Annotated in this window: 22 protein-coding genes; all 22 read right to left on the reverse strand. The window is 47.8% G+C overall.

Going from position 1 to position 9785, the window contains the following annotated elements; translation table 11 throughout:
* Positions 1-5 precede the first annotated feature (5 nt).
* Positions 6-440 (reverse strand): 50S ribosomal protein L15, encoded by a 435-nt coding sequence (gene rplO / locus LPW36_RS15050; RefSeq protein WP_130593139.1) that lies wholly within the window; start codon positions 438-440, stop codon positions 6-8.
* Between the two features lie 3 nt (positions 441-443).
* A complete protein-coding gene (gene rpmD / locus LPW36_RS15055; protein ID WP_101080134.1) occupies positions 444-623 on the reverse strand; it encodes a 50S ribosomal protein L30 in 180 nt (59 codons plus the stop codon).
* Positions 624-629: 6 nt separating this feature from the next.
* Positions 630-1130 (reverse strand): 30S ribosomal protein S5, encoded by a 501-nt coding sequence (gene rpsE, locus LPW36_RS15060; protein ID WP_029095690.1) that lies wholly within the window; start codon positions 1128-1130, stop codon positions 630-632.
* Positions 1131-1144: 14 nt separating this feature from the next.
* On the reverse strand, positions 1145-1498 hold the full coding sequence (gene rplR / locus LPW36_RS15065) for a 50S ribosomal protein L18 (RefSeq protein WP_130593140.1): 354 nt from the start codon (positions 1496-1498) through the stop codon (positions 1145-1147).
* Between the two features lie 9 nt (positions 1499-1507).
* Entirely contained in the window at positions 1508-2041 is a 534-nt protein-coding gene (gene rplF / locus LPW36_RS15070; protein ID WP_230610959.1) for a 50S ribosomal protein L6, read from the reverse strand.
* A 13-nt stretch (positions 2042-2054) separates the two neighbouring features.
* On the reverse strand, positions 2055-2447 hold the full coding sequence (rpsH, locus tag LPW36_RS15075; protein ID WP_130593142.1) for a 30S ribosomal protein S8: 393 nt from the start codon (positions 2445-2447) through the stop codon (positions 2055-2057).
* 31 nt (positions 2448-2478) lie between these two features.
* Positions 2479-2784, reverse strand: coding sequence for a 30S ribosomal protein S14 (gene rpsN, locus LPW36_RS15080; RefSeq protein ID WP_047779700.1), 306 nt, complete (start codon positions 2782-2784; stop codon positions 2479-2481).
* A gap of 13 nt (positions 2785-2797) precedes the next feature.
* Complete coding sequence (rplE, locus tag LPW36_RS15085; protein ID WP_130593143.1) at positions 2798-3337, reverse strand: 50S ribosomal protein L5; 540 nt, start codon at positions 3335-3337, stop codon at positions 2798-2800.
* A 14-nt stretch (positions 3338-3351) separates the two neighbouring features.
* The gene (gene rplX / locus LPW36_RS15090; RefSeq protein ID WP_029095684.1) at positions 3352-3666 is read right to left on the reverse strand and encodes a 50S ribosomal protein L24; all 315 of its coding nucleotides are present in this window, start codon (positions 3664-3666) and stop codon (positions 3352-3354) included.
* A gap of 10 nt (positions 3667-3676) precedes the next feature.
* Positions 3677-4048: a 50S ribosomal protein L14 gene (rplN, locus tag LPW36_RS15095; RefSeq protein WP_108900578.1), complete on the reverse strand. Its 372-nt coding sequence runs from the start codon at positions 4046-4048 to the stop codon at positions 3677-3679.
* A 162-nt stretch (positions 4049-4210) separates the two neighbouring features.
* Complete coding sequence (gene rpsQ / locus LPW36_RS15100) at positions 4211-4468, reverse strand: 30S ribosomal protein S17 (protein WP_230610962.1); 258 nt, start codon at positions 4466-4468, stop codon at positions 4211-4213.
* Positions 4468-4659: a 50S ribosomal protein L29 gene (rpmC, locus tag LPW36_RS15105; protein WP_230610965.1), complete on the reverse strand. Its 192-nt coding sequence runs from the start codon at positions 4657-4659 to the stop codon at positions 4468-4470. Before rpmC ends, rpsQ begins: the two co-directional genes overlap by 1 nt.
* On the reverse strand, positions 4659-5069 hold the full coding sequence (gene rplP, locus LPW36_RS15110; protein ID WP_029095681.1) for a 50S ribosomal protein L16: 411 nt from the start codon (positions 5067-5069) through the stop codon (positions 4659-4661). The genes rpmC and rplP overlap by 1 nt, the downstream gene beginning before the upstream one ends.
* A gap of 12 nt (positions 5070-5081) precedes the next feature.
* Positions 5082-5783, reverse strand: a complete 702-nt coding sequence (gene rpsC, locus LPW36_RS15115; protein ID WP_108900580.1) for a 30S ribosomal protein S3 — start codon at positions 5781-5783, stop codon at positions 5082-5084.
* Positions 5784-5800: 17 nt separating this feature from the next.
* Positions 5801-6133 carry a 50S ribosomal protein L22 gene (rplV, locus tag LPW36_RS15120; protein WP_047779694.1) on the reverse strand — a complete coding sequence of 111 codons (333 nt, stop codon included), beginning with the start codon at positions 6131-6133 and terminating at the stop codon, positions 5801-5803.
* 14 nt (positions 6134-6147) lie between these two features.
* A complete protein-coding gene (gene rpsS / locus LPW36_RS15125; protein ID WP_029095678.1) occupies positions 6148-6426 on the reverse strand; it encodes a 30S ribosomal protein S19 in 279 nt (92 codons plus the stop codon).
* A gap of 14 nt (positions 6427-6440) precedes the next feature.
* On the reverse strand, positions 6441-7265 hold the full coding sequence (gene rplB / locus LPW36_RS15130) for a 50S ribosomal protein L2 (RefSeq protein ID WP_218466763.1): 825 nt from the start codon (positions 7263-7265) through the stop codon (positions 6441-6443).
* A gap of 19 nt (positions 7266-7284) precedes the next feature.
* Positions 7285-7587 carry a 50S ribosomal protein L23 gene (rplW, locus tag LPW36_RS15135; RefSeq protein ID WP_047779692.1) on the reverse strand — a complete coding sequence of 101 codons (303 nt, stop codon included), beginning with the start codon at positions 7585-7587 and terminating at the stop codon, positions 7285-7287.
* Entirely contained in the window at positions 7584-8189 is a 606-nt protein-coding gene (rplD, locus tag LPW36_RS15140) for a 50S ribosomal protein L4 (protein WP_108900583.1), read from the reverse strand. The genes rplW and rplD overlap by 4 nt, the downstream gene beginning before the upstream one ends.
* A 16-nt stretch (positions 8190-8205) precedes the next feature.
* Positions 8206-8835 carry a 50S ribosomal protein L3 gene (gene rplC, locus LPW36_RS15145; protein ID WP_140921469.1) on the reverse strand — a complete coding sequence of 210 codons (630 nt, stop codon included), beginning with the start codon at positions 8833-8835 and terminating at the stop codon, positions 8206-8208.
* Positions 8836-8867: 32 nt separating this feature from the next.
* Positions 8868-9179 (reverse strand): 30S ribosomal protein S10, encoded by a 312-nt coding sequence (gene rpsJ, locus LPW36_RS15150; RefSeq protein WP_001181005.1) that lies wholly within the window; start codon positions 9177-9179, stop codon positions 8868-8870.
* A 466-nt stretch (positions 9180-9645) separates the two neighbouring features.
* Positions 9646-9785: EF-Tu C-terminal domain-related protein (locus tag LPW36_RS15155; protein WP_476738496.1), on the reverse strand; the 140-nt coding region annotated here is incomplete at its 5' end.

The raw sequence follows: 9785 nt of genomic DNA on the forward strand, positions 1-9785 counted from the left end.
GCTACTTATTCCTCAATTTTCCCGCCAGCGGCTTCGATTGCAGCACGAGCGCCTTTGGTAACACGCAGACCGCGTACAGTAACTGGACGACTGATTTCACCAGAAAGCATAACTTTCGCGAATTCAATTTGAATGCCAACTACGTTTGCCGCTTTCAGCGCATTCAGGTCAATAACTTCGCCTTCAACTAAAGCCAGTTCAGACAGACGAACTTCTGCCGTGATCATTGCTTTACGAGAAGTAAAACCAAATTTTGGTAAACGACGATATAAAGGCATTTGGCCGCCTTCAAAACCACGACGTACGCCACCGCCAGAACGAGACTTCTGACCTTTGTGACCACGGCCGCCGGTTTTACCCAGGCCAGAACCAATACCACGACCTAAACGCTTAGCAGCGTGTTTTGCACCTTCGGCCGGAGCCAGAGTATTTAAACGCATCTCTTACTCCTCCACTTTAACCATGTAAGAAACCAGGTTGATCATGCCACGTACAGCAGGAGTATCCTCACGCTCTACGGTGTGACCGATGCGACGCAGACCTAAACCGACCAGAGTTGCCTTATGTTTAGGCAGACGGCCGATAGAGCTGCGAGTTTGAGTAACTTTAATAGTCTTTGCCATTGCTCATTACCCCAGAATGTCTTCGACAGTTTTACCGCGCTTGGCAGCAACCATCTCAGGAGACTTCATATTTTCCAAGGCATCAATAGTTGCACGAACCACGTTAATCGGGTTAGTTGAACCATAAGCCTTAGCTAATACGTTACGTACTCCGGCGACTTCCAGAACGGCACGCATTGCACCGCCGGCGATAATACCGGTACCTTCGAATGCTGGCTGCATGAATACGCGAGAACCAGTATGAGCACCTTTAACAGGGTGCTGCAGAGTTCCGTTGTTTAATGCAACATTCATCATGTTACGACGGGCTTTTTCCATCGCTTTCTGGATCGCTGCTGGAACTTCACGCGCTTTCCCGTAACCAAAACCAACGCGGCCGTTGCCATCACCCACTACAGTCAGTGCGGTGAAGCTAAAAATACGACCACCTTTAACGGTTTTAGATACGCGGTTAACCGCGATCAGCTTTTCCTGCAGTTCGCCAGCTTGTTTCTCGATGTGAGACATCTTACACCTCTACCTTAGAACTGAAGGCCAGCTTCGCGGGCAGCATCTGCCAGCGCCTGGACTCTACCATGATATTGGAAACCAGAGCGGTCAAAAGATACTTTCGTAATCTCTTTAGCCAGTGCACGCTCAGCGATAGCTTTACCTACTGCTGCTGCTGCATCTTTGTTTCCGGTATACTTCACTTGTTCTGCGATAGCCTTTTCTACTGTAGAAGCGGCTGCCAGAACTTCAGAACCGTTTGGTGCGATAATCTGCGCATAAATATGGCGCGGAGTACGGTGAACCACCAGGCGAGTCGCACACAGTTCTTTAATCTTACGACGTGCGCGGGTCGCACGACGGATACGAGCTGCTTTCTTATCCATAGTGTTACCTTACTTCTTCTTAGCCTCTTTGGTACGCACGACTTCGTCGGCGTAACGGACACCCTTGCCTTTATATGGCTCAGGACGACGGTAGGCACGCAATTCTGCTGCGATTTGACCAATTACCTGCTTATCAGCCCCTTTCAGGATGATTTCAGTTTGGCTTGGACATTCAGCAGTAATGCCTGCTGGCAGTTTGTGGTCAATTGGGTGAGAAAAGCCTAACGCTAAATTCACCATATCACCTTTAACTGCTGCACGGTAACCTACGCCTACCAGCTGTAGCTTCTTAGTGAAGCCTTCAGTAACACCGATCACCATTCCGTTAATCAGAGAACGTACGGTACCCGCTTGGGCCCATCCGTCTACAAAACCTTCGCGTGGAGCGAAAGTAATTGCATTATTTTCCTGTTTAACTTCAACGGAATCATGGACTGTACGCGACAGCTCGCCGTTTTTACCCTTAATTGTTATAACCTGACCGTTGAGTTTTACCTCTACGCCAGCAGGAATAACGACGGGTGCTTTTGCAACACGAGACATTTTTTCCTCCTGATTAAGCTACGTAGCAGATAATCTCGCCACCAAGACCAGCTTGGCGAGCTGCACGATCGGTCATGACACCTTTAGAAGTAGAAATAACAGCAATACCTAAACCAGCCATAACTTTTGGCAGCTCATCTTTTCTTTTATAGATGCGCAGACCTGGACGGCTGATTCGCTGAATACTTTCTACAACAGGCGCTCCCTGGAAGTACTTCAGTACTAATTCCAGTTCAGGCTTGGTGTCGCCTTCAATTTTATAATCTTCAATATAACCTTCTTCCTTCAGCACTTTGGCAATAGCCACTTTTAGCTTGGAGGAAGGCATAGTGACCGCAACTTTGTTCGCGGCCTGACCGTTTCGGATACGGGTCAGCATATCCGCGATCGGATCTTGCATGCTCATCTGTCTCTACTCCCGTGATTCAATGGTGATATTACCAACTAGCCTTTTTCAGACCCGGGATTTCACCGCGCATTGCGGCTTCACGGACCTTGATACGACTCAATCCAAATTTACGCAGAACGCCGTGTGGGCGGCCTGTTTGACGACAACGGTTACGTTGACGGCTTGGACTGGAATCACGTGGAAGAGTTTGCAGTTTGAGCACTGCATTCCAACGGTCTTCATCGGATGCATTCACATCAGAGATAATCGCTTTAAGTTCAGTACGCTTTGCGTAGAACTTGTCTGCTAACTTCACACGTTTAACTTCACGTGCTTTCATTGATTGCTTAGCCATTAGTAACCCTACCTTACTTGCGGAACGGGAAGTTAAAGGCAGCCAGCAGAGCGCGGCCTTCTTCGTCAGATTGCGCAGAAGTGGTAATGGTAATGTCCAAACCACGTACACGATCGACTTTGTCATAGTCGATTTCTGGGAAGATAATCTGCTCACGCACGCCCATGCTGTAGTTACCACGACCATCAAATGACTTAGGATTTAAGCCACGAAAGTCACGTACACGAGGTACAGCAATAGAAATCAGACGCTCTAAGAATTCCCACATACGTTCGCCACGCAGGGTCACTTTACAGCCGATCGGATAGCCCTGGCGGATTTTGAAGCCTGCAACAGAGTTGCGTGCTTTGGTGATTAGCGGTTTTTGACCACTGATCGCTGCTAAATCAGCTGCTGCGTTATCCAGCAGTTTCTTATCAGTGATCGCTTCACCAACACCCATATTAAGGGTGATCTTCTCGACCCGAGGGACTTGCATGACAGATTTGTAGCTAAACTGTTCTACCAGTTTACTTACTACCTGTTCTCTATAGTAATCATGCAGTTTCGCCATCGTACTACTCCAAATTACTTGATAGTTTCGCTATTAGATTTGAAGAAACGGACTTTTTTGCCGTCTTCAAAACGAAAGCCTACACGGTCAGCCTTGCCTGTAGCTGCGTTGTAGATTGCAACGTTAGAAACCTGAATTGCAGCTTCTTTTTCAACGATGCCACCTGGTTGGTTCAGAGCCGGAACCGGCTTCTGGTGTTTCTTCACCAGGTTGATACCTTCAACAACAATCTTACTGGAAGACAGAACATTCTTAACTTTACCGCGTTTACCTTTATCTTTACCGGTTAACACGATAACTTCGTCATCACGACGGATTTTCGCTGCCATGGTTCGCTCCTTACAGTACTTCTGGTGCCAGAGAGATGATTTTCATGAACTTTTCAGAACGCAGTTCACGAGTCACCGGCCCAAAAATACGCGTACCGATCGGTTGCTCACTGTTGTTATTTAATAACACACAAGCATTACGATCGAAGCGAACGACAGATCCGTCAGGGCGACGAACACCCTTTCTGGTGCGCACCACTACAGCCTTAAGGACATCACCTTTTTTAACTTTACCGCGAGGAATTGCTTCCTTGATGGTAATTTTAATGATGTCGCCCACGCCAGCATAGCGACGGTGCGATCCACCCAGAACCTTGATACACATTACGCTACGTGCGCCAGAGTTGTCAGCGACGTTCAGCATAGTCTGTTCTTGGATCATCTTAGTGCTCCGCTAATGTCAACTACTAAGGACCCTCACGGGTCGTATAAAAGCCCCATACATCGGGGCGCGGCATTATACCACCGCTTTCCGATGTTGGGTAGAAAAAATAAACGGCCCGTTTAACTGAGCCGTTTATTTTGTTTAGGAAAGCATACTCTATTACAGAGTAGCGGCTTTCTCTACAACGCGAACCAGGGTCCAGGACTTGGTCTTAGACAGTGGGCGGCACTCACGAATTTCGATCAGATCGCCGATTCCACATTCATTGTTCTCGTCATGTACGTGCAGCTTAGTCGTACGTTTGATGAACTTACCATACATCGGGTGCTTCACCATACGCTCAATCGCTACAACAAGGGATTTCTCCATCTTGTCACTAACAACACGACCTTGCAGAGTACGGATTTTATCAGTCATTACGCACCCGCCTTCTCATTCAGTAAAGTCTTCACACGTGCAACATTACGACGCACTTGTTTCAACAGGTGAGACTGTTGCAGTTGACCGCTTGCTGCTTGCATGCGCAGATTAAACTGTTCACGCAGCAGGTTAAGCAGCTCAGTGTTTAGCTCTTCAACACTTTTTTCACGCAGCTCTTGTGCTTTCATTACATCACCGTCTTAGTTACAAAGGTGGTTTTAATCGGCAGTTTTGCTGCTGCCAGCTTGAATGCTTCACGGGCGATTTCTTCCGAGACACCATCCATTTCATACAGGACTTTTCCCGGTTGAATCAGGGCAACCCAATACTCCACGTTACCCTTACCTTTACCCATACGCACTTCAAGCGGCTTTTCAGTGATTGGTTTGTCTGGGAACACACGGATCCAGATTTTACCTTGACGCTTAACTGCACGTGTCATGGCACGACGTGCCGCCTCGATTTGGCGAGCAGTCAGACGACCGCGGCCAACAGCTTTCAGACCGAAAGTGCCGAAGCTCACATCCGCACCAGCAGCCAGACCACGGTTGCGGCCCTTGTGCACTTTACGGAATTTTGTACGCTTTGGTTGTAACATCAGCGATGCTCCTTATTTACGGCCTTTACGCTGCTGCTTTTTCGGTTGAGCAGCCGGTTTTTCCGGTTGTTCAACGGCAGCCATACCACCCAAGATCTCACCTTTGAAGATCCACACTTTTACGCCGATTACACCATAAGTGGTGTGCGCTTCAGAAGTGTTATAGTCGATGTCCGCACGCAGAGTGTGCAACGGAACACGACCTTCACGGTACCATTCGGTACGCGCGATTTCAGCACCGCCTAAACGGCCGCTGACTTCCACTTTGATACCTTTAGCGCCTATACGCATGGCGTTTTGAACGGCACGCTTCATAGCACGACGGAACATAACGCGACGTTCCAGCTGTGAAGTGATGCTGTCAGCAACCAATTTAGCGTCTAGTTCCGGTTTACGGACTTCGGCGATATTAATTTGCGCAGGCACGCCAGCAATAGATGCTACCGCGTTGCGCAGTTTTTCGACATCTTCACCTTTCTTGCCGATAACGATGCCTGGGCGAGCAGTGTGAATAGTCACACGGATGCTCTTCGCAGGACGCTCGATAACGATGCGAGAAACGGAAGCTTTCGACAATTCTTTAGTTAAGAATTGACGAACTTTAAAATCGCTGTCCAGGTTATCAGCGAATTCTTTGGTATTTGCGTACCAGGTAGAGTTCCAAGGTTTGACAATACCCAGTCGAATACCATTCGGATGTACTTTCTGACCCATTGCTATTCTCCAGAGTCTCAGCGATCGGACACAACCACAGTGATGTGGCTGGTGCGCTTCAGGATACGATCTGCACGGCCTTTCGCACGAGGCATGATACGCTTCATGGTTGGACCTTCGTCGACAAAGATTTTCGCGACTTTCAGATCGTCGATGTCAGCGCCATCGTTGTGTTCTGCGTTTGCAATGGCAGACTCAAGTACTTTTTTAACCAGATCAGCAGCTTTCTTGTTGTTGTAGGTTAAAATTTCCAGAGCTTGTGACACTTTCTTACCGCGAATCAGGTCTGCAACTAAGCGAACCTTCTGAGCAGAAGAACGAGCGTGGCGATGTTTAGCGATAGTTTCCATCTCTTCCTCCTACCTTAGCGCTTTTTGGCTTTTTTGTCAGCCGCATGGCCGCGATAAGTACGAGTCGGCGCGAATTCGCCCAGTTTATGACCGACCATTTCATCGGAAACAAATACTGGAACGTGCTGACGACCATTATGGACAGCGATGGTCAAACCGATCATGTTTGGAAAGATCGTTGAACGACGGGACCAAGTCTTAACAGGCTTCTTGTCTCCGCTTTCCACCGCTTTCTCTACCTTCTTCAGCAAGTGCAGGTCTATAAATGGACCTTTCTTGAGAGAACGTGGCATGGCTTATCCTCTAATTATTTTTTACTACGGCGACGTACGATATATTGATCGGTACGCTTGTTGCTACGGGTCTTCTTACCTTTGGTCTGAACGCCCCATGGAGTCACAGGATGTTTACCAAAGTTACGACCTTCACCACCACCGTGTGGGTGATCGACTGGGTTCATCGCAGTACCGCGAACGGTAGGACGAATACCACGCCAACGACTAGCACCGGCTTTACCCAGTACACGTAACATATGCTCTGAGTTACCGACTTCACCTAAGGTGGCACGGCAATCAGATAATACTTTACGCATTTCGCCAGAACGAAGACGGATCGTTACATAGGAACCTTCACGGGCAACGATTTGAACATATCCACCAGCAGAACGAGCCATTTGGCCGCCTTTACCTGGTTTCATTTCAACGTTGTGAACCGTAGAACCCACTGGGATGTTACGCATTGGCAGGGTGTTACCTACCTTAATAGCTGCATCAACACCAGATTGGATTTGGTCACCGGCTTTCAGGCCTTTTGGCGCCAGAATATAACGGCGTTCGCCGTCTTTATACAGAACCAGCGCGATATTCGCGGAACGGTTCGGATCATATTCCAGACGCTCAACAACAGCAGGGATACCGTCTTTGTTGCGTTTAAAGTCAACTAAACGATAATGCTGCTTGTGACCACCACCAATATGACGCGTGGTGATACGGCCATTGTTGTTACGGCCACCTGATTTGCTGTTTTTTTCCAGCAATGGGGCATAAGGCTTGCCCTTGTGCAACTCAGGGTTAACCACTTTAACTACGTGGCGACGACCCGGAGATGTTGGCTTACACTTAACAATTGCCATTGTTTTTCAATCCTCCGACTTACTCTGCGCCGCCGATGAAGTCCAGATTCTGGCCTTCTTTCAAAGTGACGTAAGCTTTTTTCCAGTCGCTACGACGACCAACACGCTGACCATGACGTTTCGTTTTGCCTTTAACCAGCAAAGTACGAACTTCATTGACTTCAACCTCAAACAGCTTCTGAACAGCAGCTTTAACTTCTGCCTTGGTTGCATCTTTAGCAACTTTCAGCACGATAGTATTGTGCTTTTCCATTGCGCCAGAAGCTTTTTCAGAAACATGTGGTGCGCGCAGGACTTTCAGCAGGCGTTCTTCACGGATCATGCCAGCATCTCCTCTACTTGCTTCACAGCGTCAGCAGTCATCACCACTTTATCAAAAGCGATAAGGCTAAATGGATCGATGCCAGCAACATCACGAACGTCAACCTTGTGTAAGTTACCTGCTGCCAGGTACAGATTAGGTTCAACTTCGCTAGTGATGATCAGTACATCATCCAGAGCCATTTCTTTCAGTTTCTGTACCAGCAACTTAGTTTTAGGTGCTTCTACAGTGAACTTCTCGACTACAATCAGACGATCTTGACGTACCAGTTCGGACAGAATGCACTTAAGTGCGCCGCGGTACATCTTTTTGTTGACTTTCTGGCTGTGGTCTTGTGGACGAGCAGCAAAGGTCACGCCGCCTGAACGCCAGATCGGGCTCTTTACAGAACCTGAACGCGCACGGCCGGTGCCTTTTTGACGCCACGGTTTTTTACCGGAACCTGTTACTTCAGCGCGGGTCTTCTGAGCGCGAGTACCTTGACGAGCTGCAGCTGCATAAGCAACAACAACCTGATGTACTAACGCTTCATTGAAATCACGCCCGAAGGTAGTTTCGGAAACAGTCAGCGCGCCAGGCGCGTCTTTCATTACCAATTCCATTCCTATCTCCTCGACGTTACGCCTTGACAGCCGGTTTAACGATCAGGTCGCTACCGGTTGCTCCCGGAACAGCACCTTTGACCAGCAGCAGGTTGCGCTCAGCGTCAACACGTACTACGTCCAGGCTTTGAACGGTTACACGCTCGTCACCTAAGTGGCCTGCCATTTTCTTGCCTTTGAACACTTTACCTGGAGTCTGGTTCTGACCGATTGAACCATGACCACGGTGTGCCAAAGAGTTACCATGGGTAGCATCCTGAGTACGGAAATTCCAGCGCTTAACAGTGCCAGCATAACCTTTACCTTTTGATGTACCGGTAACGTCAACTTTTTTAACGTCTGTAAAAATATCAACGTTAATTTCTTGACCTGCTGCGAACTCTTCACCTTCATTCAGGCGGAATTCCCATAGGCCGCGGCCAGCTGTAACGCCAGCTTTAGCGAAGTGACCCGCTTCTGGTTTGGTTACACGGTTTGCTTTTTTAGCACCGGTAGTAACCTGTACAGCACGGTATCCGTCGTTAGCCAGATCTTTAACCTGAGTAACACGGTTCGCTTCAATTTCGATAACTGTAACGGGGATAGATACGCCATCTTCAGTAAAGATGCGGGTCATTCCCACTTTACGACCGACTAAACCAATCATTGTTTCAACCTCTCAATCGCTCAATGACCTGATTAACCCAGGCTGATCTGCACGTCAACACCGGCAGCCAGATCCAGACGCATCAGAGCATCAACCGTTTTTTCAGTTGGCTCAACGATGTCAACCAGACGCTTGTGAGTACGAATTTCGTACTGATCGCGCGCATCTTTATTGACGTGCGGAGAGATCAGAACGGTAAAACGCTCTTTGCGGGTCGGCAGCGGGATCGGACCACGAACTTGAGCGCCAGTGCGCTTAGCAGTCTCGACGATTTCCGCAGTTGATTGGTCGATCAAACGGTGATCAAACGCTTTCAGGCGGATACGGATTCTTTGGTTCTGCATGAGACCAGAGCTCCAATTATTTTATAAACGTAAAAAATTACTACTAACACCCATTTCGATTGATGGGGGAGTGTAATCGTTCTTCATGTAACCCCCAGATCGGGAGTATTGTTACTAATCAATTTATGCCGAATGGGCTAAACCTTTTAGTAATAAGTTCTCATTTGAACTTATACCGCACCACATAAAAGTGCAGGCCTGAGCATTTTACAGATTTGGGGCCATAGCGCAAGGGCTATCTGGGATTAAATTCAACAATATCGATTCACAAAGAACTTGTGCGTTTAATGCTTGTTGTATTTCTAAGCGATTCTTTTGACTTTCATCAGAATATGCTAACACCATATCTATCAGGATTTAAAGAATGCTGGTGAATAATTAGGATTAGTGATATCAGATGATTTTCATAAAACTCAGACAGTAAAAAGGGTGCCGAAGCACCCTTTTTATCGCTAAGTAATAATGATTACTTAATGATTTTAGCAACAACACCAGCACCAACAGTACGACCACCTTCACGGATAGCGAAGCGTAAACCTTCGTCCATCGCGATTGGTGCAATCAGAGTTACTGTCATCTGAATGTTATCACCTGGCATTACCATCT

This window comes from Limnobaculum eriocheiris (genome assembly GCF_021010575.1).
GTDB classification, from domain to species: domain Bacteria; phylum Pseudomonadota; class Gammaproteobacteria; order Enterobacterales; family Enterobacteriaceae; genus Limnobaculum; species Limnobaculum eriocheiris.

Coding starts and splice junctions, on each gene's coding strand:
- rplO (WP_130593139.1), bottom strand. CDS start 440: ATGCGTTTAAATACTCTGGCTCCGGCCGAAGGTGCAAAACACGCTGCT.
- rpmD (WP_101080134.1), bottom strand. CDS start 623: ATGGCAAAGACTATTAAAGTTACTCAAACTCGCAGCTCTATCGGCCGT.
- rpsE (WP_029095690.1), bottom strand. CDS start 1,130: ATGTCTCACATCGAGAAACAAGCTGGCGAACTGCAGGAAAAGCTGATC.
- rplR (WP_130593140.1), bottom strand. CDS start 1,498: ATGGATAAGAAAGCAGCTCGTATCCGTCGTGCGACCCGCGCACGTCGT.
- rplF (WP_230610959.1), bottom strand. CDS start 2,041: ATGTCTCGTGTTGCAAAAGCACCCGTCGTTATTCCTGCTGGCGTAGAG.
- rpsH (WP_130593142.1), bottom strand. CDS start 2,447: ATGAGCATGCAAGATCCGATCGCGGATATGCTGACCCGTATCCGAAAC.
- rpsN (WP_047779700.1), bottom strand. CDS start 2,784: ATGGCTAAGCAATCAATGAAAGCACGTGAAGTTAAACGTGTGAAGTTA.
- rplE (WP_130593143.1), bottom strand. CDS start 3,337: ATGGCGAAACTGCATGATTACTATAGAGAACAGGTAGTAAGTAAACTG.
- rplX (WP_029095684.1), bottom strand. CDS start 3,666: ATGGCAGCGAAAATCCGTCGTGATGACGAAGTTATCGTGTTAACCGGT.
- rplN (WP_108900578.1), bottom strand. CDS start 4,048: ATGATCCAAGAACAGACTATGCTGAACGTCGCTGACAACTCTGGCGCA.
- rpsQ (WP_230610962.1), bottom strand. CDS start 4,468: ATGACTGATAAAATCCGTACTCTGCAAGGTCGTGTTGTTAGTGACAAG.
- rpmC (WP_230610965.1), bottom strand. CDS start 4,659: ATGAAAGCACAAGAGCTGCGTGAAAAAAGTGTTGAAGAGCTAAACACT.
- rplP (WP_029095681.1), bottom strand. CDS start 5,069: ATGTTACAACCAAAGCGTACAAAATTCCGTAAAGTGCACAAGGGCCGC.
- rpsC (WP_108900580.1), bottom strand. CDS start 5,783: ATGGGTCAGAAAGTACATCCGAATGGTATTCGACTGGGTATTGTCAAA.
- rplV (WP_047779694.1), bottom strand. CDS start 6,133: ATGGAAACTATCGCTAAACATCGCCACGCTCGTTCTTCTGCTCAGAAG.
- rpsS (WP_029095678.1), bottom strand. CDS start 6,426: ATGCCACGTTCTCTCAAGAAAGGTCCATTTATAGACCTGCACTTGCTG.
- rplB (WP_218466763.1), bottom strand. CDS start 7,265: ATGGCAATTGTTAAGTGTAAGCCAACATCTCCGGGTCGTCGCCACGTA.
- rplW (WP_047779692.1), bottom strand. CDS start 7,587: ATGATCCGTGAAGAACGCCTGCTGAAAGTCCTGCGCGCACCACATGTT.
- rplD (WP_108900583.1), bottom strand. CDS start 8,189: ATGGAATTGGTAATGAAAGACGCGCCTGGCGCGCTGACTGTTTCCGAA.
- rplC (WP_140921469.1), bottom strand. CDS start 8,835: ATGATTGGTTTAGTCGGTCGTAAAGTGGGAATGACCCGCATCTTTACT.
- rpsJ (WP_001181005.1), bottom strand. CDS start 9,179: ATGCAGAACCAAAGAATCCGTATCCGCCTGAAAGCGTTTGATCACCGT.